This is a genomic window from Azospirillum sp. A29 (assembly GCF_042604625.1).
Taxonomy (GTDB): domain Bacteria; phylum Pseudomonadota; class Alphaproteobacteria; order Azospirillales; family Azospirillaceae; genus Azospirillum; species Azospirillum palustre.
Genome location: NZ_CP170466.1, coordinates 107,203 through 131,241, shown reverse-complemented (window position 1 = coordinate 131,241; position 24,039 = coordinate 107,203). Strand labels below are relative to the sequence as shown.

The window sequence follows — 24,039 nt, the reverse complement described above, 5'->3', positions numbered from 1 at the left end:
CTGGAAGCGATCTGGGCGAGAGAGGGACGGAGAGGGAATTTCCGCAAGGCAGGGCATTCCATACGCTCCGTTACGGAAGACTGGCAGTAGCCGCGCCGTTCCTTGCTTTTTGCAGGACGGCCGGCCGCAGCCGTTGCGATATAAGACAGCCTTCATTACCTTTTTGCCCAGCGAACAAATCGGTTCCCCAGCACTCCGTCCAGGAGTTTGCCAGGCTGCCGACCGATGGGAGGGAATGAAGAATGGCGCTCGCAACTGTCTCGCTCGAAGACAAGTACGCGCTCGAACAGGGCCGTGTTTACCTGACCGGCACCCAGGCGCTGGTCCGCCTGCCGATGATGCAGCGCCAGCGCGATCTCGCCGCCGGGCTGAACACCGGCTGCTTCATTTCCGGCTATCGCGGCTCGCCGCTGGGCGGGTTCGACCAGAATCTGTGGAATGCCCGCAAATTCCTGGAAAAGAACCACATCCAGTTCCAGCCCGGCGTGAACGAGGAACTGGGCGCCACCGCGGTTTGGGGCAGCCAGCAGGTCGGCATGTTCAAGGGCGCCAAGTATGACGGCGTCTTCGCCATGTGGTACGGCAAGGGCCCCGGCGTCGACCGGTCGGGCGACGTGTTCAAGCATGCTAACGCGGCAGGCACCTCCCGCCACGGCGGCGTGCTGGTGCTGACCGGCGACGACCACAACTGCAAGTCCTCCACCTTCCCGCACCAGTCCGAACACGCCTATATGCATTCGATGATCCCGGTGCTGAACCCGTCGGGGGTGCAGGAGATCCTGGATTACGGCCTGATCGGCTGGCAGATGAGCCGCTATTCAGGCTGCTGGATCGCGATGAAGACCATCGCCGAGACGGTGGACACCTCGGCGTCGGTCTATATCGACCCGCACCGCGTCTCCCCTATCGTCCCCGCCGACTTCGCGCTGCCGCCGGGCGGCCTGAACATCCGCTGGCCCGACCCGCCGCTGGAGCAGGAATACCGGCTGATGAAGCACAAGCTGTACGCCGCGCTGGCGTTCGCGCGTGCCAACAAGCTGGACCGGGTGGTGATGGAGAGCCCGCGTCCGCGCTTCGGCATCGTCACCACCGGCAAGAGCTATCTCGACGTCCGTCAGGCCTTCGACGAGCTTAGCATCACCGAGGAGATGGCCGCCGATTGGGGCATCACCGTCTACAAGGTCGGCATGCCCTGGCCGCTGGAGCGTGACGGCGTCCGCCACTTCGCCGAGGGTCTGGAAGAGATCGTCGTGGTCGAGGAGAAGCGCGCGGTCATCGAGAACCAGCTGAAGGAACAGCTGTACAACTGGAACCCCGACGTCCGCCCCAGGGTGGTCGGCAAGTTCGACGAGCAGGGCGAGTGGATTCTGCCGAGCGCCGGCGAGCTGACCCCGGCGCAGATCGCCGTGGTGATCGGCCGCCGCCTGCAGCGCTTCATCGAGAACGAGAACCTCGCCCGCCGCATCGCCTTCCTCGATGCGCAGGAGAAGCAGAAGGCCCATGTGGCGCGCGTGGTGCGCAAGCCGACCTTCTGCTCGGGCTGCCCGCACAACACCTCCACCGTCGTGCCGGAGGGCAGCCGGGCGCTGGGCGGCATCGGCTGCCATTACATGGCGACGTGGCTCGACCGCTCGACCGACACCTTCACCCAGATGGGCGGCGAAGGCGTGCCGTGGGTCGGTCAGGCCGCCTTCACCGACGAAAAGCACATCTTCGCCAACCTTGGCGACGGCACCTACTTCCACTCTGGCATCCTGGCGATCCGTCAGGCCATCGCCGCCAAGGTGAACATCACCTACAAGATCCTGTTCAACGACGCGGTCGCCATGACCGGCGGCCAGCCCTTCGACGGCACGTTGACCGTGCAGTCCATCGCCAACGTCTTGCGGGCCGAGGGCGTGCAGCGCATCACCGTCGTCAGCGACGAGCCGGAGAAGTACGGCATCGGCAACGGCCTGCCGCAATACACCACCGTCGAGCACCGCGACGACCTCGACCGCGTTCAGAAGGAGATGCGCGAGGTTCCCGGCGTCAGCGTCCTGATCTATGACCAGACCTGCGCCACCGAGAAGCGCCGCCGCCGCAAGCGCGGCAAGATGGTGGATCCGGCCAAGCGCGTCGTCATCAACGAGCTGGTCTGCGAAGGCTGCGGCGACTGTTCGGCCAAGTCGTCCTGCGTGTCGGTGATCCCGCAGGAGACCGAGTTCGGCCGCAAGCGCCAGATCGACCAGTCGAGCTGCAACAAGGACTATTCCTGCACCAAGGGCTTCTGCCCCAGCTTCGTGACGGTGGAAGGCGGACAACTGCGCAAGCCGAAACCTGCGCAGGCGAAGTCGGCCGACGCCACTCCCCTGCCCGCCCCCGCCATCCCGGCCTTCGACAAGACCTGGAGCCTGTATGTCACCGGCGTTGGAGGCACCGGCGTCGTCACCATCGGTGCGCTGCTGGGCATGGCCGCCCATATCGAGGGCAAGGGCGTCGGCGTGCTCGACATGACCGGGCTGGCGCAGAAGGGCGGCGCCGTCACCAGCCACATCCGCATCGCCAACACGCCGGAGGACATCCACTCCGTCCGTATCGCCGCCGGCGGGGCCGACGCGGTGCTGGGTTGCGACCTGATCGTCGCGGCAGCGGGCGACGGCCTGTCGAAGATGACCGCCGGCCGCACGCGGGCCGTCATCAACACCCATGACAGCATCACCGCCGACTTCATCAAGAAGCCGGACATGGTGATCCCGGTCCGCGATCTGGTCGGCGACATCCGCAAGGCCTGTGGCGGCGAGACCAATGTCGACGCCTTCGACGCGACCAAGCTCGCCACCGCGCTGCTGGGTGACAGCCTCTACGCCAACCCGTTCCTGATGGGCTATGCGTGGCAGAAGGGGCTGATCCCGCTGAGCGAGGAGTCGATCCTGAAGGCGATCGAGCTGAACGGCATCTCGGTCAAGCTGAACGTCGATGCCTTCCAGTGGGGCCGCCGCGCCGCCGTCGATCTGCCCGCGGTCGAGGCCGCCGTCGCGAAATCCTCTGGGCCGCAGGAGGGGGCGCAGACCGCGCAGTCGCTGCTGCTCGACCAGCGCCGCCAGTCCGGCGGCCTGGACGAGGTGATCGAACGCCGCCACCGCTTCCTGGTCGATTATCAGGACGCCGCCTATGCCGCCCGTTACCACGCGCTGATCGACTGGACCCGCCGGACGGAGCAGCAGAAGGTGCCCGGCTCCACCGCGCTGACCGAGGCGGTCGCCCGTGCCCACTTCAAGCTGATGGCCTACAAGGATGAGTATGAGGTGGCGCGGCTCTACACCGACAGCGGCTTCGTCGAGAATGTCCAGCGCATGTTCGAAGGCGACTGGAAGCTGACCTTCCACATGGCCCCGCCGGTGATGGGCGAGACCGCCGAGGATGGGGCTGAGCCAAAGAAGAAGAGCTTCGGCCCGTGGATGCTGCCGGTCCTGCGCCTGCTGGCCAAGGGCAAGCGCCTGCGTGGCACCCGGCTCGACCCGTTCGGGCGCACCGCCGAGCGCCGCCAGGAGCGCCAGCTGATCGCCGACTATGAGGCGGTGGTGGGCGAACTGCTGAACGGCCTGACCCGCGAGAAGCTCGATCTGGCGGTGGAGATCGCCAAGCTGCCGATGGAGATGCGCGGCTACGGCCCGGTGAAGGCCCGTAACGTCACGGCGGCGAAGGCGAAGGAGGCCAGGCTGTTGGCCAACTTCCGCGCCCCGGTCGCCACCCCGCAGCCGCTGGCGGCGGAGTGAGGCTGGCCGACTGACCGGTCGAACTCAGCGATAACGGCGCCCTTCCCAAGCGCGGGAAGGGCGCGCCGACTCTGTCCAAGGCCATGGGAGCCGATGGGGCTGATGGATCGCATGCCATTAGTCGGCTTGGAAGCAAGACACACTCAGAGAAACCGACGGCATCGGTTTATCCGGGCAGTGGCTTTTCCATTACCCCATGAACAGGAACCAAAGTCTCATAGCGAAGACGACGGATTTTGTTCACCTTAACTCCGCGAGCAGCGCAGCAAACCCATTTCAGAGACGTCACAAACACCGCAGACAAGTGACGAATTGTGGCGCAATCGTTAAATAGTCCCCAAATTTCTGGACGGAATTCGGTGCCGCAAGGCGAATGCAGACTGAATTCGCTGCAACTTGGCTTGACGGGGTCATACGCATACGGCCGTATGATGATGGGAATATCCCCCCTGCCAAAGATGAGCCGGCCCATGGGCACCCTGCTAACCCGCATCAGCATCAGCAGCAAAATCTCCGCCATCGTCATCCTGATGGCGTTGATCGCGTCGGTGATCGGCATCATCGGCTTCGCCGCGATCCAGACCTTCGGCGGCAGGGTCGACGACATCCAGGTCCGCTCGCAGCGGGCGCTGCTCGCCGAACAGGTCAGCAGCCTGATCTACAAGACGGTGATGGACAGCCGCGGCCTCTATGCCGCCAAGTCGAAGGACGACGCACAGCTGTTCAGCAACGGGATCAGGGAGTCGACGGCGTCGATCGGCAAGCGGATGGCGGAGTGGGAACGCCTGCTGACGCCAGACCGCAAGGCCGACTTCCAGAAGATGATGGCCACCGCCAACGAATTCATCGCCGTCCGCAACGAAGTCGCCCGGCTCGGCGTCGAGGCCTCTCCGGAAGCGGCGCAGAAACACGGCGACACACCGGAAAGCCGGGCCGGGCGCATCGCGCTGGGCAAGTCCCTGGAGGCGGCGGCACAGCGGAACATGGACAGCATCCAGCAGGCGAACGACGAACTCGACGCCTTCAGCACCCACATGATCACCCTGATGCTGGTGGTCGGCATCGGCGGCATCGGCATGGCGGTCGTGGTCAGCGTCGCCGTGTCGCGCTCCGGCATCGTCAAACCCATCACCGGCATCACCGGAACGATGTCCCGCCTCGCGGATGGCGACCTGTCGGTCGAGGTTACGGGCAAGGACCGCGGCGACGAGATCGGCGGCATGGCCCGCGCGGTCGAGGTCTTCCGCCAGAACGCGCTGGACCGTGCCCGAATGGCGGCGGCCGAGGAGGCGGAGCGGCTGGACAAGGAGCGGCGCACCGCCGCGGTGGAAAGGCTGGTCGCCGGCTTCGACAGCAGCATGTCGGGCATCCTGCGCACCGTCAGCGCCGCCGCCACCGAACTGGACGCCACCGCGCAGAGCATGTCGCACACCGCCGAACAGACTAACAGCCAGGCCGCCAGCACGGCGGCGGCGGCGGAACAGGCCTCGGTCAACGTGCAGACGGTGGCGTCGGCGACCGACGAGCTGACGGCGTCGATCTCGGAGATCAGCGCCCAGGTCTCGCGCTCCACCACCATCGCCGCCCAGGCGGTCGGCGAGGCGCAGGCGACCAACCGGCAGGTCCAGGGGCTGGTCGAAGCCGCCCAGCGCATCGGCGACGTGGTGAAGCTGATCACCGACATTGCCAGCCAGACCAACCTTCTGGCGCTGAACGCCACCATCGAGGCGGCCCGCGCCGGTGAGGCCGGCAAGGGTTTCGCCGTGGTGGCCAGCGAGGTGAAGAACCTTGCCACCCAGACCGCCAAGGCGACGGAGGAGATCGCCGGCCAGATCCAGGCGATGCAGCAGGCGACCGGCGAAGCCGCGAACGCCATCACCGGGATTGGCGGCACCATCACCGCGATCAACGAGATCGCCACTTCCATCGCGTCGGCCATCGAGGAGCAGGGGGCCGCCACCGGCGAGATCGCCCGCAACGTCCAAGAAGCGGCGCGGGGAACCGAAGTGGTGACGGCGAACATCGCCGAGGTCAGCCAGGGCGCCACCCAGACCGGCAGCGCGGCGACCCAGGTGCTGGGAGCCGCAGGGGAACTGTCGCGGCAGTCCGAACAGATGAAGATCGAGGTCGAACGCTTCCTGGCCGGTATCCGCGCGGCGTAAGGACTTTGCGGAAGACGGGTGATTCCGACCGTATCCTCCGCCGCCGATAGGAGCGGTGAGGGAAAACGCCAACACACTGGCTTGGAAAAAAGGGCAGCTTCGGCTGCCCTTCCGCTTCGATAAATGGAACATTCGGAGCGGCCGCCGCGCACCTCTGCGGTTGCAAATCCCTGCGTAGCTTTTTCCCAGGACTGCGCCGTTGCATCGGACGTCTGTCCCAACACATACTCTGCCGGAAGATTATCCTTTTCGCATATTTATTACGTCGAATTGCTCTTGAGCGCCTGCCGGCCGATAGAACAGGGCGTCGGATCTTGCGGGTCCGGGCGGATGAGGGAGAGTTGGGTGGCGGAACAGCGGTTGATGTCCGATGAGTCGGACCGGAGCGAGGACCGTTATCGCGCTCTGTTTAACGCTCTCGACGACGGATTCTGCATCATCGAGTTCAGCGAGGATGCCGACGGCACCCTTACCGATTACATCCACATCGAGGCCAACGACGGGTACGAACGCCAGACCGGCATCCGCAACATCGTCGGCATGGCGGTGCGCGATCTGGCGCCGGCCGAGGCGGATGGCTGGATCGAGCTGTACGGCAATGTCCTGCGCACCGGCGAGCCGATCCGATTCGAGCGCCATTTTGCACTGGTGGAGCGCTATATCGAGGTATCGGCGGCAAGGGTGGAGCCGGCCAGCCTGCGCCAGGTCTCCGTCCTGTTCCGCGACATCACCGCGCGGCGCCGCGCCGAGGAAGCCCTGCGCGTCAGCGAAGCGCTGGCACGGGAGAATGTGCAGCGCGTCCAGCTGGCCCTGGCGGCGGGCGCCATCATCGGCACCTGGATTTGGGAAGTCCCCGGCAACCGCTTCACCGTCGACAAGCCCTTCGCCGATGCCTTCGGCCTCGATCCGTCGCTGGGCCGCGACGGGCTGAGCCTGGAGCAGGTGATCGTCAACGTCCATCCCGACGACAAGCCGGGGGTGGTCATCGCGGTGGAGAACGCCCTCGCCCGCGGCGGCGCCTATGCCCACCAGTACCGGGTGAAGCGGGCGGACGGGAATTACTATTGGATCGAGGCGAACGGACGGGTCGAGCTTGGGCCGGATGGCAAGGCGCTGAGCTTCCCCGGCGTGCTGATGGACGTTCAGGAACGCCGCGCGGTGGAGGCCGAGCGCGACCGGGCGGCGGCGGCTCTGCGCGCGCTGAACGAAACGCTGGAACAGCGCGTCGCCGAACGCACCGCCGAACTGATGCGCGCCGAGGAGCAACTGCGCCAGTCGCAGAAGATGGAAGCGGTCGGGCAGCTCACTGGCGGGCTGGCACACGACTTCAACAACCTGCTGGCAGGCATCTCGGGCGCCCTGGAACGCATCGCCGCCCGCATCGACCAGGGCCGCGTCAACGAGCTGGACAAGTTCATCATCGCCGCCCAGGGCGCGGTGCGGCGTGCGGCGGCGCTGACCCACCGGCTGCTCGCTTTCTCCCGCCAGCAGACTCTGGCACCGAAGGCGGTCAACATGAACCGGCTGGTCGGCGGCATGCTGGAACTGGTCCAGCGCACAGTGGGACCGGGCATCCAGGTGGAGATGGTCGGCATGTCCGGGCTGTGGGCGACGAGTGTCGATCCCTCGCAGCTGGAAAACTCGCTGCTGAACCTCTGCATCAACGCGCGCGACGCCATGCCGAAGGGCGGCCGGATCACCATCGAGACCGGCAACCGCTGGATCGACCATGAAGGGGCGCGGCAGCAGGACATGCAGCCCGGCCAGTATGTCTCGCTCTGCGTGTCGGACAACGGCACCGGCATGACGCCGGACGTGATCGAGAAGGCCTTCGACCCCTTCTTCACCACCAAGCCCATCGGCCAGGGGACCGGGCTGGGTCTGTCGATGATCTATGGCTTCGCCAAGCAGTCGGGCGGGCATGTGAAGATTTACTCGGAGGTCGGCGAAGGCACCATGGTGTGCCTGTATCTGCCCCGCCACCGCGGTGAGGCGGAGGAGGAGGAAGTTCGCGACGAGCCGGCCGCGACCCTGCCGGCGCGCGTGGGCGAGACCGTTCTGGTGGTGGACGACGAGCCGAGCCTGCGCCTGATGGTGATGGATCTGCTGAGCGACCTGGGTTATGCGGCAATCGAGGCGGCGGACGCCGCCGCCGGCCTGCGGGTTCTGCAATCCGACGCGCGCATCGATCTGGTGGTGACCGACGTCGGCCTGCCCGGCGGCATGAACGGCCGCCAGATGATCGATCTCGCCCGCGTCGGCCGTCCGAAGCTGAAGACACTGTTCATCACCGGTTTCGCCGAGAACGCGCTGCTGAACAATGGCCAGCTCGAACCCGGCATGTCGGTGCTGACCAAGCCCTTCGCCATGGATGTGCTGGCCTCAAGGATCAGGGAACTGATCGCGGGGTGAAGAGCGGTTCGGACAACAGGGTTTGGACGGCAAGATTTGGATGGCCAGATTTGAATGGCCGGTCAGATCCGCAGGCCGCACTCTTCGCCCTGGACCGTCCGGTTGCGGCCGTTGCCCTTGGCACTGTAGAGCGCCTTGTCGGCCCGGTTCAGAATGTCACTGACCGACCTGTGGCGTTCGTCCAGGCAGGCGATGCCGATGCTGACCGTCACGGTCACCGAACGGCCGGCATCGAGATCGATCAAGGTGTCCGCAACGGCCTGCCGCAGACTTTCCGCGACCGCGAACGCCCCCCTTCCGTCGGTTTCCGGCAGGACAATGGCGAACTCTTCGCCGCCGATGCGGGCAAAGGTATCGGTTTCCCGCAAGCGCTTGCGGATCACGCGGGTGACGCCGACCAGAACGGCGTCGCCTGCATTGTGGCCGTGGGTGTCATTGACCACCTTGAAATGGTCGATATCCAGGACGACGATGCTGAAGTCGCGCCGGTGGCGGCGGTGGCGCGCAAGTTCGGTCTCCGCCACCGAAATGAAACGCCGGCGATTCGGGATCCGGCACAATGGATCGGTTTCGGCCAGAATGACCAGTTCCTCCTCCCGCCGCTTCAATGCGCGATGGGCATCCGCCAGTTCCTCATGCGCAGCCTTGAGTTCGGCGTTCATCGTCTTGACGGTCACGTATTCGCGGAAGACCGTCCAGATCGCAACGCGGGTTGCCAACGCGGCAAGCGTCAGCAGGACCGTTCCGCTCACGCCGATCAGATACCCCAGCAGCGCCGCGGAACTGGAACGGGTGAATGCCGTCTCGTGATCCACCATGGCCACGACGAACAGGCCGTACTGCTGCAATTTCTGATAGCCGACTATCCGGTGGACGCCGTCGATGTAACTGGTCACCTCGAACACCCCGGAGTTGGGGGCATGCGGTTCCATGTAAGGTCGCGGCTCGACAACCTTTCCAAGATATTGTTCGTCGTAGTTTCCACCAAGAACCCGGGACAGCAATGTCCGATCCTGACGCAGAAGCGCGATCACGTCCTTTCCGGCCAGGGAAACCGACTCCGAAAAACGCCCAAGATAGTAGGGGTCGATCGACAGAACGATCACCCCGTCGAACTCGCCCCGGTCGTTGAAGATTTTGCGGGTGAACTGGATCGACCATTTCTGCGACACGCGGCCAAGCAGAGGCTTGCTGATGAACAGGAAATCGTCTTCCCGCTCCCGATGGACACGGAAATGCTCCCGATCCGAGAGATCGATATTGTCGGCAACTTCTTGTAGATTAGAGAACGAAAGTCGGCCATTACGACCGATTACAGCCACCTGAAACAGAAGATCTGGACTAAGAACGGAGAATAATTCCTGTGATGTTGATGAAATATTTTCCCTTTTCCTTGTATATTCGTTCCTCATCAATTGAGCGGCCTGATCGATCTGACGAATTGTTCGTATCAGGTATTCATGATAAGCCTTCGCCATCATCTGAGCATTGGTTTCAGCAACCTGCCGATCCAGATCGCGATAGGTGCTGATGTTGTGAAAGACGAAAGCCCAAAGCACCACGGTGGAGATGACGAAGGTCGTCATGAGGGCGCCAAGCCAAACGTTTCGATGATGACGGCCTCTCTGCACGGCTTTCGAATCCTTAAAATTTACCAGAGAGATTCGGAAAAAACTGTTAAACGATAAGACTGTCGATAATCGAGGCGAGTCTATCGGTATGTGAAATCCCGCCTTTAATCAGAGCCTTAATGCACGAATTGTTTTCATAGTCTGTAATTTTTTCTCAGATTCACATATAAAAATTGCCGCCGTCTGATTGCTTAGAATCTCACGCAAAGAAAATGAGTTTCTATGCTTTGCAATATCGTATCGAAATACGCTCATGCCACCGGGATGATTGAGGAAAACCCCGTCAATTCAGCGCGGGCCGGCCGAGAGATGTACAATCAAAGGAGGTTGCAAACCGTCCCCGGCCGTTGCCTGTGCGGCAGCGCCGGCCGCGTCAGACCGCAGCCGTCACCCTTCGAGACGGACTGGAAAGCGCAGCACGAACCGCGTGCCCCTCCCCGCACCATCCTCCAGCGCGATGCTGCCGCGCATCGTGCCAGTCATGATGTTGGCGCAGATGCTGAGGCCCAGACCGCTGGCGCCCATGCCGCGCTTGGTGGTGAAGAAGGGTTCGAAAATGCGGGAACGGATGTCGGCAGGAATGCCCTTGCCGTCATCGGCATAGTGCATCTCGATCCAGCCGGCCGGCTGCTCGCGGGCGGAAAGCAGAATGCGGCCGACCTCACCCTCGTCATAGGCATGGACCAGGGCATTGATGATCAGGTTGGACAGCACCTGCGCGAAGGACCCGGGATAGCCGTCGACGATCAAACCGGCAGGGATGTCGAGATCGACCCTCACCCGGGTGCGGCGCAGGCGGGGGCGCAGGCTCAGCAGCACCTCGTCGACATAGGCGGCGAGGTCGAAGGGGCGGCGCTCGCCGCTCGCCTGATCGGAAGCGACCTGCTTGAAGCTCTGGATCAGGCCGGTGGCGCGCTCGACGTTCGACAGGATCATCCGCGTCGATTCCCAGGCGACGTCCAGGAAGTCCTGGAGATCGCTGCGGCGGATGCGGTTCGCCTCGAACAGGGCGCGGATGCGGCCGACCTCCTCGCCCAGATGGGAAATGGCGGTCAGGGTGACACCGATGGGGGTGTTCACCTCATGCGCGACGCCGGCGACCAGCTGGGCCAGAGAAGACAGCTTCTCCGCCTGGATCAGGCTGGCCTGGGCATCACGCAGTTCGGCCTCCGCCCGCTTGCGCGCGGTGATGTCCAGCGCCACGGTGACGATGTGGGTGACCTCGCCCCCCTCGTCGGTCAGCGGCATCTTGGTGGTCAGCCAATCGCGCATCGCGCCGTCGCCGTCGGGCGCGCGGTCCTCGTGGAAAGGAACGCCCCGACTGCTGTCCACCACCAGCCGGTCGAGCGCCGTGGCACGGTCGGTCGCGGGACCGGGCGGCGGGGCAGCGGCAGGACCGTAGGTTTCGCGGTAGAAGCGGTTGGTCAGCCGCACCGTGCCGTCGCGGTCCTTCACGTCGATCAGCGCCGGGATGGCGTCGATCACCCCGGTCAGGATTTCGCGGCTCTGACGCAGCGCCTCGTCGGCGATGACACGGTCGGTGATGTCGGTAAAGGTCCGCACCTGTCCGCCGTCCGGCAGCGGTACCACCCGCACCTCGATGAAGCGCCCGTCGCCCTGGGGGCGGGCATAGACGAACTCCCGCTCCGGCCGGCCCAGGCGGTCCATCAGATACTTGGTCTTGGCATCCAGATCGTCGCCGAAATCGGGGGCTCCCGCCGGCATGGAGACCAGACCTGTGGAGATCTGGTGGCGCACGATGTCGGGCAGAGCCGGCTTGCTGCACATCACCTCCTCCGACACGCCGAGGATGTCCAGCGCATGGCGGTTCCAGGCGATGTAGCGCAGGTCGCGGTCCAGCAGAACGATGCCTTGCCCCATATTCTCCAGTGTCAGGCGCAGCATGTGGCGCTGCGTCGCAAGGTCGTCCTCTGCCCGGCGGCGCTCGGTCACGTCGGAGTAGGTGCGAACGAACCCGCCGGCAGAGGTGCGGCGGGTCCGCACCTCCAGCACGCGTCCGTCGGGGCGGCGATGCTCATAGAGCGGCGGATCGGCCCGGCGCGTCCGTTCCAGATGACCGGCCGCGAGGACATCGGGGTCGCCCGGACCATACTCGCCACGGCGGGCGAGGTAATGGACCATGCGGGCATAGTCGTCGCCGGGCATATAGCCCATCGGCACGTCGAACATCTCGTAGAGCCGGGGGTTGATCACGTGGACCCTGAGGTCGGCATCGACCAGCATCACGCCCTGGTCCATCTGTTCCAGCGCCAGCATGGCAAGATCGTCGCCGCTCACGGGCTCCGGTCCGGGAACGTCGGGCGCAGGGGATTGGTTCGTCGGGAGGTCGGGGGCCCGGGCTGGCAAGGTCGGCGCGCCATCCTTCGTTACGCGTGTCCACAATCGAACGTCCCACTGTAACAGCCGCGCCCCATCCTGCCGAGCTTTCGTCTGCGCCACGGCGTCGCAACAATGCGACATTTGTGGGACATTTTAAGCATTTCGGAACCTTTGCCGCACTAGCCTGTTTCGGGTGGCGACAGGTTTGTGCAAGATCGTCCGATGAGCGATACTGTGCCGTCCTGCATTCCGCTCACCCCGCTTTTCCTGCTCCCTTGAGGTAACCGCCCCTTGTCCGCACTGGCCGCCCTTCCCGCACCGACCAGCGCAATGCCCACCTCGGGCCTTGCGAAGCTGCGTCAGATGCTGGCGAGCGATGCCTCGGCGGTCCAGCCGATCCGCCGCGTCCCTGGTGATGAGGAACGCAAGCGCGGCAAGGAAGGCACCGAGGCGACCGGCGACGCGCTGCAGAGCAGCGGCCGCGCCGACGGAGAGTCGACGACAACACGGACGCGGACGGCTGCCGGTTCGTCCGGTGGATTTGCCATCGGCGGTGCGGCGGAGGACGCCGGCCCGGTCAATGGCGGCCCGGTTCCACTGAACGCCCTGCCCAACGCCGGCTATGTCGCCCAGAGCATTCATCAGGAGGCTATGGGCAGCGGCCTGACCATCGAACCCTGGTCCGAAGCCATCGACGCCTACCGCCGCGCCGATGCCGGGGTGAACACGCCGATGGTCACGCAGATCGCGGTGTGAACGTCCCTCTCCCAAGGCGGGAGAGGGAAATCCACGCGCCCCTCAGTCGTCGCCACCCGCCGGCATCGGGCCATGGGGGATGTCCGCCTTGCGGCTGCGGAACAGGTTGCTCATGAAGTGGCCGAAATCCTCCATGTAGAGGTAGAGCGACGGCGTGATGTAGAGCGTCAGCACCTGCGACACGCACAGACCGCCGACCACGGCGAGACCCAGCGGCTGGCGCAGTTCGGCCGCAGCGCCATGGGCGATGGCGATGGGCAGGGTGCCCATGATCGCTGCCATCGTCGTCATGATGATCGGGCGGAAGCGCAGCAGGCAGGCCTGCTCGATGGCGTCGCGCGCCGACATGCCGTTGCGCCGGGCGTCCACCGCGAAGTCGATCATCATGATCGCGTTCTTCTTCACGATGCCGATCAGCATCAGGATGCCGATGATGGCGATGACGCTGAGTTCGACGTCGAACAGCATCAGCGTGGCCAGCGCGCCGATGGCCGCCGACGGCAGGCCGGACAGGATGGTCAACGGGTGGATGAAGCTCTCGTACAGCACGCCCAGCACGATGTAGATCACCAGCACCGCCGCGGAGAGCAGCAGCGCCTGACCGGCCTGGGCATCCTGGAACACCTGGGCGGTGCCGGCGAAACCGGTGGTGACGGTCGGCGGCAGGCCCATCTCGCGCTCCGACGCGCGGATCAGGTCGACCGCCTGCCCCAGCGAGGCGCCGGGCGCCAGGTTGAAGGACAGGGTGACGGCCGGAAGCTGGCCCTGGTGGTTGACCGCCAGCGGGCCGGCGGTGCGCTCCACCCGCGCGAAGGCGTCGAGCGGCACCAGCTTGCCGGTCGTGGTGGAGCGGACATAGATGCGCGACAGCGAGCTGTCGTCCCCCTGGTATTTCGGCTCCAGCTCGATCAGCACCTGATAGTCGTTGCTGGGGGTGTAGATGGTCGAGACCTGCCGCTGGCCGAAGGCACTGTAGAGGGTCGAGCGCACCTGATCGATGCCGAGGCCAAGCGTGGCCGCCTTCTCGCGGTCGATATGGACGTAGGCCTGCGGGTTGTTCAGCTGAAGGTCGCTGGTTACGTCCTGAAGAATGGGAAGGCCGCGCAGCGTCTGCTCCAGCCGGCCGGACCATTGGTACAGCTCGTCCAGGTCCAGGCCCTGGATGGTGTACTGGTAGAGGCTCTTGGACGAACGGCCGCCGATGCGCAGGTTCTGCACCGGCTGCATGAAGACGGCCATACCGGGGATGCCGTTGACCTGACGGCGGATTTGCTGGATCACCTCGGTTGCCGACGGACGTTCGTCACGCGGCTTCAGGGTGAGGAACATGCGGCCCTGGTTGCCGGTGCTGCCGCCGACGCCGACGGAGGAAATGACGTCGACCACCGCCGGGTTGGCCTTCATGATGGCGGCGACCTGCTGCTGCCGCTCCGCCATCGACGGGAAAGCGATGTCGGCCCGCGCTTCGGTCGTCACCTGGATCTGGCCGATGTCCTCGGTCGGGAAGAAGCCCTTGGGGATCGCCTGATAGAGCAGCGCCGTGCCGATGACGGTACCGATCATCACCATTCCCATCAGCGGGCGGTGGCGAAGGGTCCAGCGCAGCGTGCGGGCATAGCCGTTCAGCACCGCTGAGAAACCGCCCTCCAACATGCGGCCGAACCAGCCCTCCTTCTGGTCATGGGCATGGGTGAGGAAGCGCGAGCACATCATCGGCGTCAGCGTCAGCGACACGAAGGCCGAGGCGCCGATGGACATGGTGACGACCAGGGCAAACTCGTGGAACAGCCGCCCGACCACGCCGCCCATCAGCAGGATCGGGATGAAGACCGCGACCAGCGACAGGGTGATCGACAGGATGGTGAAGCCGATCTCGCGCGAGCCCTTGATGGCGGCCTCGAAAGGCTTCATCCCCTCTTCGACGTAGCGGACGATGTTCTCCATCATGACGATGGCGTCGTCCACCACGAGGCCGACCGCCAACGTCAGCGCCATCAGCGAGATGTTGTCGACCGAGAAACCCAGCAGATGCATGCCGCCGGCCGTCGCGATCAGCGAGATCGGCACGGCCAGCGCCGGGATCAGCGTCGCCGACAGCCGGCGCAGGAACAGGAAGATCACCATGACGACCAGCACGATGGTCAGGCCCAGCGTGAACTGTACGTCCTCTACCGCCTGCCGGATCGATTCGGAGCGGTCGTTGACCACCTGGATGGCGGCGGCGGCGGGAAGCTGGGTCTGGAAGACCGGGACCAGTTCGCGCACGCGGTCGACCACGTCGACGGTGTTGGCGTCGGGCTGGCGCTGGACCGCCAGCATGATGCTGCGGGTGCCGTTCAGCCAGCTGGCCGTGCGGTCGTTCTCGACGCTGTCCAGCACCTGCGCCACGTCGCCGAGGCGGACAGGCGCGCTGTTGCGGTAGGCGACGATCAGTTGGCGGAAGGCGGCGGCATCGGGAAGCTGCGGGTTGGCGGCGATGACCAGCTGCTGCTGCTGGCCGGTCAGGGTGCCGACCGGCGTGTTGGCGTTGGCGGCGGCCAGCGCCTTCTGCAACTCGTCGATGCCGATGCCGCGCAGCGCCAGGGCGTTGGGGTTGACCTGCACCCGCACCGCGTATTTCTGCGAGCCGTAGATCTGCACCTGGGCGACGCCCGGCAGGGTCGCGACCTTGGGCTGGATCAGCGTTTCGGCGATGTCGTTCAGCTGCGCCAGCGGCAGGGTCGGCGAGTTCAGCGACAGGAACAGGATTGGCTGGTCGGCCGGGTTGACCTTACGGTAGCTGGGCGGGGTCGTCATCTCCGCCGGCAGCCGGCGCTGGGTACGGGCGATAGCCGCCTGCACGTCGGCCGCAGCCGCGTCGATGTCGCGCTCCAGCACGAATTGGATGGTGATGCTGGTGTTGCCGAGCGTGCTGTTCGACGTGATGGTGTCGATGCCGGCGATGGTCGAGAACTCACGCTCCAGCGGGCTGGCGACCGACGCCGCCATCGTCTCCGGCGAGGCGCCCGGCAGGGTGGCGGTGACACTGACCACCGGGAAATCGACCCGCGGCAGCGCCGCGGTGGGCAGCTGGCGGTAGGCCGCCAGACCGCTCAGCACCAAGGCCGCCGTCAGGAGAATGGTCATCACCGGACGGCGGATGCAGAGTTCGGAGAGGTTCACGTGGCACCCCCGGTGGTCTTGCCCTCGGCGGACTGACCGTTGGCCGCCCCATTGGTCGCTGCGCTGCGGGCAGCGGCGTCCTGGGTGGCGGAGCCCTGCTGGCGCCCGCCCTCGGCGGTCTCACCGCCCCCGGTGGAGCCGGTTGGGGCGGCGGGCTTGCCGCCGGCCCTCTCGGTGATCTTCGCGCCGGGGAACAGGCGCGACTGGCCATCGACCACCACCCGCTCGCCCGCCTTCAGGCCGGAGGCGACGACGCTGAGGCCTCCATGGTTGCGCTCGACGGTGACAGGGCGAACCTCCACCGTTTCGTCGGCCTTGACGACATAGACGAAGCGGCCCTTCTGGCCGGTCTGCACGGCAAGATCGGCAATGGTCAGGGCGTTCTGCTCGACGCGCAGGGTCAGGACGGTGTCGACGAACTGGCCGGGCCACAGGCGGGTGTCGGCGTTCGGGAACTCGCCCTTCACCAGGATGGTACCGGTCTGCTGGTCGACCTGGCTGTCGACGAAGGACAGCTTGCCCTCCGCCTTCTCGCCGTGGCCGCCGGCGATGGTGGCGGTCACGGAAAGCGAGCCGTTGGCCATCGCGGCGCGGATCGCCGGCAGATGCTTCTCCGGGACGTTGAAAGAGACGTTGATCGGGCGCAGCTGGGTCAGGGTGACCAGCGGGTTGGTGTCGGCGGCGCGGACCATGGCGCCGACCTTGGCGTTCGCCGTGCCGGTGCGGCCGTCCATCGGGGCGGTAATGCGGGTGAAGCTGAGCGAAACCTTCGCCGCCTCGATCGCCGCGAGGTCGGCCTTCACCGTACCCTCAAGCGCGTCGGCGGTGGCGACCGCGGCGTCATAGGTGGTGCGGGAGATGGCGCTGGTCCGCACCAGCTCGGCATAGCGCTTCACGTCGCCCTTGGCTTTCTCCAGATTGGCGCGGTCGCGCTCCAGATTGGCCTGGGCCTGACGCAGCTGGGCGTCGAGCGACCGGCTGTCGAGGGTGAAGAGCGTGTCGCCGGTCTTCACCTCCTGCCCTTCGGTGAAGTTGACCGTTTCCACCGCGCTGTCGACGCGGGCCTTGATGGCGATGGCGGCGATGGGCTGGACACTGCCGATGGTGACGATCTGTTCGGGCACGGCCTGAACCGCGACCGTCTGGGTCACCACGGGGACCGTCCGGCCGGCACTGGCCGGCGCCGCAGCCTTGGATTGCGACTTCTGGCCGTCCGCCGCCGCCGTCTTGCCATCCGCCCCGGCATTGTGGGTCGCATACCAATAGTACCCGCCGCCGCCGATCACAGCGGCCAGCAGCAGGACCAGAAAAAACCGTCTCATCCGATGGGACTCCAAACGCCGGAGCCAGGGGCCGGCACAGGCTTAGATAAAGGGGGGCAGGTTGGTGATGCCGGACATCAGAATGTCGATGACGGAGCGCTCCAGCGCCTCGCGCGGGCGGTCGCCCAGCTGCATGATGCCGCCGCGGACCATGCCGATGATCAGCAGCGGCACGACCTCCAGGTCGATCTTGCGGAACTCGCCGGACGCCATGCCGTCGGCCAGCACCTGCTGCAACGCGGTGGCGGTGCGCTGGCTACGGCGGCGCAGGATGCGGCGGGTGCGGTCGGCCAGATCGGACTGGTCGCCGCCCAGCAGCTTCAGCGTCTGCAACTGCTCGCTCAAGGTGTCGACCAATGCCGAGACCATGGCGGACAGCCGGACGGATGCCGGCACCTGCTGCGGCGCCAGTTCGGCGTTCAGCTTGTGCTCCAGCCCGCCCAGCGCGCGTTCCAGCGATTCCAGATACAGCTCTTCCTTGGAGGGGAAGTAGCGATAGAGCGTGGCCTTGCCCACGCCGGCCCGTTTCGCCACCTCTTCCACCTGGACCGAGGCGTAATCGCGGCCGGCGAAAAGCTCCGCCGCGGCGTTGAGGATCACCTCGCGCCGCCGAGCGCGCCAGTCGGGTATCTCTTCCGCATCAAGAGGCATGAATGGAACTCACGGGTTTCAAAAACTGACGATAGTCGAGATCCTTAGAGTGTCAAGGAACCTGTTTCCAATAAAAATGAATTCGGCGTCATGTGGGGGAACTGTTTCCTTTCCATGACAGGATCGAGTGGATTGACGATCCTTAGAACGTAAAAAGGCGCGAAGCCCGACCCGCCCAGGGGGGAATTACCTGGGAGGCCGGGCATCGCGCCCATTCAATCTAAGGCGGTGAAGCGGGACGTCAGCTCCGCGTGTTGGAGGAACGGCCGATCCCGGTCGAGCCAGTCACGCCGGTCGTCGAGCCAACCATCGAACCGGTGCCCGCCGACGCGGCGGCCGGGCCACCGCTGGCACCGGCACCGGTACCGGTGGCCGACGGGCTGCTGGACCCGGTGTTACTGCCGGTGCCGACGCCAAGGCCGGCGGCACCGGCGGTGGTGGTGTCAGAGCCCTGGAGACCGCTGTTGTCGGCCCTTATCGACGAAGAGGAACCGGTGGTCGAGATGCCGCCCGCACTCGCCATCGCCGAGGCGCCGGCACCGGTGGAACTGCCCCAGTTCGAACCGCCCTGGCTTCCGGTCTGCGCGCGGACGCGCAGGTTGTTCTGCACATGCGACACGCCGGAAACGGACTCGGCGACATCCTCGGCCCGGCGCTTGGTGTTGCGGTCGGGGACCATGCCAGTCAGCGTCACCTCGCCGCCGCTGACCGTCACCTCGATGTCGGAGGCGTCGATGTAGGCGTCGTCGGTCAGCCGGTCGCTGACATCCTCGCGCACACGCTCATCGGAACGGCTGTAGCCGCGCGGGCCACGGCCGCGATGCTGGGAGGCGCGCATCTGGTCCTCGTGACGGCGGCGCTCCGCATCGTCGTCGCCGAACCAGGAGGCGATTTCGTCGCCGGCCTGCTCCCAGAAGCCGCGCTGTTCGCCCCGGCCGCGGTTCTCGCCATAGCCGCGGCCTTCCTGGCTGCGGTACATGGCGCCACGGTCCTCGCCCCAGGAACGGTCGCGATAATCGTCACGGCCGTAGCCCGCGCCTTGGCTGGTGGAGGAACTTCCGCCGAAATCGCGCCGGCTCCAGTCGCCGCGGTTCCAATCGCCACGGTCGCGGCCTGATTCGTAACCGCCGCCGTAACCGCCGGGTTGGGAACCGTAATTCCGGTTGCGGTAATCGCCGCTTTCATAGGTGCGGTCGCCTGAATTCCGCTCGCCATACTCCCGGCCGCCATAGCCGAGCGAGCCGCGGCCACGGACGCCCTGGGCGCCTTCGCCATAAGGGCGGACGCCATAATCCCGGTCACGGTAGTCGGCGCTGCCGACATCGCGGCTGGTGTAGTTGCCCTCGGTTCCGGCATTGCCGGCACCGGCATAGCCGCCATAACCGCTGGAGCCCGACCGGCCGCCATAGCCGGCACCATAGCCGCCGCGGTTCATGTCACGCCCGCCGCCAAAGCTGCGATCATAGACCCGCTCCATCTCGCGGGAATTGTCGCGGCGGTTGTCGTCGGAAAAGGAATTGCGGCCGTAGCCACCCGATTCGTTGCCGACGCGCCCGCCATAGCCGGCATCGCGGTAGTCGCGGCCCTGATCGTCCTGGTGGCGATGGGCCTGGGTGCGATACATGCTCTCGTGTTGATTGCTGTCGTCCCCGCTCTGGGACCGGCTCCAGTCCCCTCCCTGTTCACGGCTCCGGTCCTGGCCGTAGACACCGGTGCGGCTGGGTCCCTCGCCCCAATCGCGGTGCCGGTTGGGTTCACGGTCCTCGTCGCGCCAGTCGCGGCCCTCGCCTCGCCACCGATTCTCGTACTGCGCCATCGTGGTCGGCTCCCTCTTTTCAGGATTCTTGAATGGGCGGACGGCGTCACGCATGGCTTCGCCACGCCCGTCTGTCCCGAACAACAGGGGCGGCCAAACGGCGTTCCGGAAATTCGGCGGCCGGTGACAGGGAAAACGGGGAGTCTTGGCACGAGGCTTGCGAAGGGGACCGCGGTTGGTTCCACGCATCACTTACGGCTTCGGCGCTTCATGCACCGAAGCCGTTTTCTTTTGCGCCCTTTTATTGAGCAGAGACTTCCATCTGCTTAATTTGGCAGCGACTGGTCGAGCAGACGGGCAACCGCGGCCCCCAACTCCTCGTTGAGGAACGGCTTGTAGATGATCTCATCCGCATTGAACATACGGGTCATCTTCAGCAGATAGCCGGCCGGCATGTTGGGTGCGCCGCCGGACATGGCGAGAATCTTCACGTCCGGCTGGGTGCTGCGGGCGGCCTTGATCAGCTCGATCCCGTCAACCTCCGGCATCAGCACGTCGGTGACAATCAGGTCGAAACTGCGGCGATCGAGGGCGCGGATCGCCGCCCGTCCATTCTCCGCCTCCGTCACGTCGAAACCGCGCCCCTCAAGATATCCGGCGACGGACAGCCGCACGGCCGGCGAATCCTCGACGACCAGGATATTGGGGCGATTGGCACTTCCCATCATGCACCCGGCTCCTTTTGGGAACCGCCTTATCGAAAAGCCGGCCGCGGCCGGCGGAAGTCTACGCGTGCCCCTCACCCACCCACTGCCGCGACGGCCGCAGCCGCGTCGGCATGGATCTGGAACAGGGACGAAAATCCGCTGACATCGAACATCTCGCGGATATTCGGCGCCATCGCGGACAGGACGATCGAACCGCGCTTCGCCCGGGCCGCCTTGGCGGCGACCAGCAGGGACCGAAGCCCGGCCGAACTGATGTAGGCAAGCTGGGCCATATCGACAACGATCCGTGTGCCCTCATCGCCGATGGCGGACATCAGAACGCGTTCGAATTCGCCTGTGCTGCCGCTGTCGATGCGTCCGACCGGGTGCAGCACCGTGACGCCATTCTCTGTTCGCTCGGCAATGTGCATACCCGGCTCCAGCCACATTCTTCCAGGCCTCCGGTTATAGCATGTCGGCGGAGTGCCGACGATGCCTTCGCAGTGCGGCGGAAATCGCGCTCATCGCGCCTCTCGGCCATCGACAGGCCCAGCGCGCCATAAGCGACCAGCGCCGTCTTGCGGAAGATGCCTGCGACCGGCCCGCGGTCGCCGGTAGGCGACGAAGCTCCCGGCCTCCACGGCTAGGCGGTAATGGTCGGGGTCTTCCAGCTTCCCCACCAACCGCATGCGGAAGCCGGCGAGCAGGTCGCCGTCGTCCGGGTCCAACAGGCGGACGGCGGCCACCGCGCGCGCCGCACCGCCACCCAGGGGAATGGCTCCATATGGCGGGGCTGCTGCGGGAGGCGGGACGCTCATGACTCGATAATTTCGGCGAAGTTCAGCAGGCCGATGGGCGAGCAATATTCAAGAACCCGCACGGTGGCCATGTCGATGATAACGGAGAAGCGCTTCAGCGATTCGACCGGAATGTCCGCCGGATCGGTCCGGTCGATCAGAATCTGCGCCGCCTTGAAGGCGGTAAGGCGGCCGATGCCGTAGGCACTGCTGGCCAGCGCCAGCATCGCCTTGTCGGCGCGCACGATCAGTTCGGTCGCCGAGAAGGTCGGGTTGTAGACGATGCCCAGCCGCCTGAGCGGGCGATAGGCCTGAATGGTGTCCAGTTGCACCGCGATGGGCGCGACGTGGATGGTGCCGGTGACGTTGCGCCCCGGCCGGCCCCCTTCGCAGGGTGCAACCCGTCAGATCGACCGCGATTCCGCCGGAGCTTGCAAGCGGTTCCCCAGATTTTCCTAATACATCAGGCCCGGCGCCTTCCGGGTGGCCTCAGCCGGGCGGCATTGCGCCGGCATGGGCGTTCTGCAAGGGGATTTCCTGCATGCGGCGCTGCTCCGGCCGCCATGGCGCCGCGTCGTCCTCATCCTCCGCGGCGTCCGGCCAGTCGAGGGACAGGTCCGGGCGCAGGTCGGGGAGGACGGTTTGCCGCAGTTCGGCCAGCGCCACCAGCGCGTCGCGGTCGCCGGCCGCTGCCGCCGCCTGAAGCCAAAGGGCGGCTTCGGCCGGATCGCGGGTGGCCCCGACCCCCTCGCGCAGGCACAGGCCAAGGCGGTATTGCGCGGCAGGATGCCCCTGTTCGGCAGCGGCACGCAGCCAGCGCACCGCTTCGGTCTCGTCACGGTCGACGCCGCGGCCGTCGAGCAGCAGCAGGGCGAGGTTGACCTGGGCGGGAGCGGAGTGCTGGAGCGCGGCAAGCCGGTACCACAGCGCCGCCTTGGCCGGATCGCAGGGCACGCCGGCGCCATGCTCGTGCATATAGCCCAGATTGTTCTGCGCGCCGACGTCGCCCTTGGCGGCGGCACGGCGATACCAGGACACTGCCCGGCGCGGGTCGGGCGGTACGCCGATGCCGTTGGCGAGCAGGAAGGCCAGCATGGTCTGCGCCGCGACATGGCCCTGGCGGGCGGCCCGGCGATACCAGGAAACGGAAGCGGCAACGTCGGCCGTCCGCAAGGCCTCCGCCAGCCGGTATTGCGCGTCGCTGTCGCCCAGTTCGGCCTTCATCCGGGTCCAGAGCGTGGGCGTGGCAAGCATGGGCGTGGCAAGCATGGACATGGCGCCGGCACCTTCGTCGATTGTCCCCCGGGGTTCCGTTCCACCAACACCGCGCGAACCGGCTTTATTCCGGTCGCCGCAGCGTTGTGGCCGAACCCCTTCGACCGAGTCTGTCCCCCTGCCGCCGCCCGTTCAACCTCCCCAGCCGGCGGTCGAGGAATTGTCACGCCGACGCCATCGGTTAAGAATGACCATCCCTTCGCGCCCCCGTGATACCCGGAGGCATAGGGGAAAAAGTGGGAGCGGGAGGCGAGTGCGGATGGAATGAAAAGCGGTGAACCGCCTGGAGGTGGTCCTGCGCAGCGAACTGTCGGAACTCGGCCGGCTGGCCGCCGCGGTGGAGAGCTTCATCGCGCGCAACCAGCTGCCCCCGGACCTCGCCTTCCGCTTCACGCTTTGCCTCGACGAACTCGTCACCAACATCGTCTCCCATGGCCACGGCGGTGCCGGCGGACATGGCATCCGGGTGCGGCTGGAAACCGATGGGCTGGAGCTGCGGGCGGAGGTGGAGGACGATGGCGACGCCTTCGACCCCTTCGCCGAGGCCCCGTTGCCCGACCTCGGCGGTGATCTGGAGAGCCGGCGGGTTGGCGGGCTGGGCATCTTTCTGGTCGGCAGAATGATGGACCGCGCCAGCCACCGGCGCGAAGGCGGATGTAACCTGACCCTGCTCGCGAAGCGCATCGGCTGACCGTCGGCGGTGGAGCGCAACCGCGAAGGGCAGCCTCGGAACAATCACGCTTCAAAAAATCTTCATGGAAGCCTTGTCCGTCTCGAACTCCGATCCAAGCGACGTCGTGAACGCCAAGTCCCCAATGTTGACAGGGTCATACAGATGGACCGGCGAACCTTACATGCTTTTCATCAAATGCAGGCGAGTTGCTGTCCATGACAATCCGGCAAGGCAGAGCGTTTCGCTCTGCAACAAACCGACACATGACAAGGGGGTCAAATTCTTGCACTATTGTGGATAGCCCCAGGTTGCGGCCGGGGCCGGCCGTTCGGGTAAGCCGATGCGGATCGGGGCAGGAGCATGGAAGGCGGGCGCTAACGTGTGGAGTCGACGCATCATGACAGGGACGCAGTGCCAAGAGGCACGGCTGCGCCTTGGCTGGTCGACACGGATGCTGGCGAACAAGGCTGGCGTTCCGTGGTACGCCGTGATGAACCTTGATTACGGCACGGGTGAAGTCGACCCGGCCATCGTCGACGCGCTCACCCGCGCCTTCAAGCAGGCGGGGCTGGAGCTGCGGTAACGGAAGGCCCCTCTCCCGGAATGGGAGAGGGAACCGTCTTCGCTCCGCCACCTC

16 protein-coding genes are annotated in these 24,039 nt (G+C 65.8%); 6 read left to right on the top strand and 10 right to left on the bottom strand.

Annotated elements, in window-relative coordinates:
• The first annotated feature begins 242 nt into the window (after positions 1–242).
• The 3 genes from ABNQ38_RS15450 to ABNQ38_RS15440 all read left to right on the top strand — a co-directional run bounded on the left by ABNQ38_RS15450 (position 243) and on the right by ABNQ38_RS15440 (position 8,332).
• On the top strand, positions 243–3,758 hold the full coding sequence (locus tag ABNQ38_RS15450) for an indolepyruvate ferredoxin oxidoreductase family protein (protein ID WP_377809180.1): 3,516 nt from the start codon (positions 243–245) through the stop codon (positions 3,756–3,758).
• A gap of 470 nt (positions 3,759–4,228) precedes the next feature.
• On the top strand, positions 4,229–5,920 hold the full coding sequence (locus ABNQ38_RS15445) for a methyl-accepting chemotaxis protein (RefSeq protein WP_377809179.1): 1,692 nt from the start codon (positions 4,229–4,231) through the stop codon (positions 5,918–5,920).
• A gap of 363 nt (positions 5,921–6,283) precedes the next feature.
• The gene (locus ABNQ38_RS15440; RefSeq protein WP_377809178.1) at positions 6,284–8,332 is read left to right on the top strand and encodes an ATP-binding protein; all 2,049 of its coding nucleotides are present in this window, start codon (positions 6,284–6,286) and stop codon (positions 8,330–8,332) included.
• Between the two features lie 62 nt (positions 8,333–8,394).
• Here ABNQ38_RS15440 and ABNQ38_RS15435 read toward each other — a convergent pair whose 3' ends face one another.
• Together ABNQ38_RS15435 and ABNQ38_RS15430 are read right to left on the bottom strand one after the other, a co-directional pair.
• Positions 8,395–9,918, bottom strand: a complete 1,524-nt coding sequence (locus ABNQ38_RS15435; protein WP_377809177.1) for a diguanylate cyclase — start codon at positions 9,916–9,918, stop codon at positions 8,395–8,397.
• Between the two features lie 432 nt (positions 9,919–10,350).
• Positions 10,351–12,261, bottom strand: coding sequence for a PAS-domain containing protein (locus ABNQ38_RS15430; protein WP_377809176.1), 1,911 nt, complete (start codon positions 12,259–12,261; stop codon positions 10,351–10,353).
• Between the two features lie 333 nt (positions 12,262–12,594).
• Between ABNQ38_RS15430 and ABNQ38_RS15425 the strand changes: the two genes are divergently transcribed.
• Positions 12,595–13,059, top strand: coding sequence for a hypothetical protein (locus ABNQ38_RS15425; protein ID WP_377809175.1), 465 nt, complete (start codon positions 12,595–12,597; stop codon positions 13,057–13,059).
• 42 nt (positions 13,060–13,101) lie between these two features.
• On the opposite strand, the gene ABNQ38_RS15420 is transcribed toward ABNQ38_RS15425, so the two are convergent.
• The 8 genes from ABNQ38_RS15420 to ABNQ38_RS15385 form a co-directional block, all read right to left on the bottom strand.
• Positions 13,102–16,221 (bottom strand): efflux RND transporter permease subunit, encoded by a 3,120-nt coding sequence (locus ABNQ38_RS15420; protein WP_377809174.1) that lies wholly within the window; start codon positions 16,219–16,221, stop codon positions 13,102–13,104.
• Complete coding sequence (locus tag ABNQ38_RS15415) at positions 16,218–17,543, bottom strand: efflux RND transporter periplasmic adaptor subunit (RefSeq protein WP_377809173.1); 1,326 nt, start codon at positions 17,541–17,543, stop codon at positions 16,218–16,220. Before ABNQ38_RS15415 ends, ABNQ38_RS15420 begins: the two co-directional genes overlap by 4 nt.
• Before the next feature lie 42 nt (positions 17,544–17,585).
• Entirely contained in the window at positions 17,586–18,194 is a 609-nt protein-coding gene (locus ABNQ38_RS15410) for a TetR/AcrR family transcriptional regulator (protein WP_377809172.1), read from the bottom strand.
• 241 nt (positions 18,195–18,435) lie between these two features.
• Positions 18,436–20,010, bottom strand: a complete 1,575-nt coding sequence (locus ABNQ38_RS15405; protein WP_377809171.1) for a BON domain-containing protein — start codon at positions 20,008–20,010, stop codon at positions 18,436–18,438.
• Between the two features lie 266 nt (positions 20,011–20,276).
• Positions 20,277–20,678 carry a response regulator gene (locus tag ABNQ38_RS15400; RefSeq protein ID WP_098739611.1) on the bottom strand — a complete coding sequence of 134 codons (402 nt, stop codon included), beginning with the start codon at positions 20,676–20,678 and terminating at the stop codon, positions 20,277–20,279.
• A 71-nt stretch (positions 20,679–20,749) separates the two neighbouring features.
• Positions 20,750–21,088, bottom strand: a complete 339-nt coding sequence (locus ABNQ38_RS15395) for an STAS domain-containing protein (protein WP_098739610.1) — start codon at positions 21,086–21,088, stop codon at positions 20,750–20,752.
• 383 nt (positions 21,089–21,471) lie between these two features.
• A complete protein-coding gene (locus ABNQ38_RS15390; protein WP_377809170.1) occupies positions 21,472–21,786 on the bottom strand; it encodes a hypothetical protein in 315 nt (104 codons plus the stop codon).
• A gap of 157 nt (positions 21,787–21,943) precedes the next feature.
• Positions 21,944–22,729 (bottom strand): tetratricopeptide repeat protein, encoded by a 786-nt coding sequence (locus ABNQ38_RS15385; RefSeq protein ID WP_377809169.1) that lies wholly within the window; start codon positions 22,727–22,729, stop codon positions 21,944–21,946.
• Positions 22,730–23,003: 274 nt separating this feature from the next.
• Here ABNQ38_RS15385 and ABNQ38_RS15380 point away from each other — a divergent pair, with 274 nt between their 5' ends.
• Entirely contained in the window at positions 23,004–23,420 is a 417-nt protein-coding gene (locus ABNQ38_RS15380) for an ATP-binding protein (RefSeq protein ID WP_377809168.1), read from the top strand.
• 379 nt (positions 23,421–23,799) lie between these two features.
• Entirely contained in the window at positions 23,800–23,985 is a 186-nt protein-coding gene (locus tag ABNQ38_RS15375; protein ID WP_146255415.1) for a hypothetical protein, read from the top strand.
• The last annotated feature ends 54 nt before the right edge of the window (positions 23,986–24,039 follow it).

Bases quoted from the DNA above. Each gene is read 5' to 3' on its own strand.
- ABNQ38_RS15375 (WP_146255415.1), top strand. From the start codon at position 23,800: ATGACAGGGACGCAGTGCCAAGAGGCACGGCTGCGCCTTGGCTGGTCG.
- ABNQ38_RS15400 (WP_098739611.1), bottom strand. From the start codon at position 20,678: ATGATGGGAAGTGCCAATCGCCCCAATATCCTGGTCGTCGAGGATTCG.
- ABNQ38_RS15385 (WP_377809169.1), bottom strand. From the start codon at position 22,729: ATGTCCATGCTTGCCACGCCCATGCTTGCCACGCCCACGCTCTGGACC.
- ABNQ38_RS15395 (WP_098739610.1), bottom strand. From the start codon at position 21,088: ATGCACATTGCCGAGCGAACAGAGAATGGCGTCACGGTGCTGCACCCG.
- ABNQ38_RS15405 (WP_377809171.1), bottom strand. From the start codon at position 20,010: ATGGCGCAGTACGAGAATCGGTGGCGAGGCGAGGGCCGCGACTGGCGC.
- ABNQ38_RS15415 (WP_377809173.1), bottom strand. From the start codon at position 17,543: ATGAGACGGTTTTTTCTGGTCCTGCTGCTGGCCGCTGTGATCGGCGGC.
- ABNQ38_RS15450 (WP_377809180.1), top strand. From the start codon at position 243: ATGGCGCTCGCAACTGTCTCGCTCGAAGACAAGTACGCGCTCGAACAG.
- ABNQ38_RS15445 (WP_377809179.1), top strand. From the start codon at position 4,229: ATGGGCACCCTGCTAACCCGCATCAGCATCAGCAGCAAAATCTCCGCC.
- ABNQ38_RS15440 (WP_377809178.1), top strand. From the start codon at position 6,284: ATGTCCGATGAGTCGGACCGGAGCGAGGACCGTTATCGCGCTCTGTTT.
- ABNQ38_RS15410 (WP_377809172.1), bottom strand. From the start codon at position 18,194: ATGCCTCTTGATGCGGAAGAGATACCCGACTGGCGCGCTCGGCGGCGC.
- ABNQ38_RS15435 (WP_377809177.1), bottom strand. From the start codon at position 9,918: ATGACGACCTTCGTCATCTCCACCGTGGTGCTTTGGGCTTTCGTCTTT.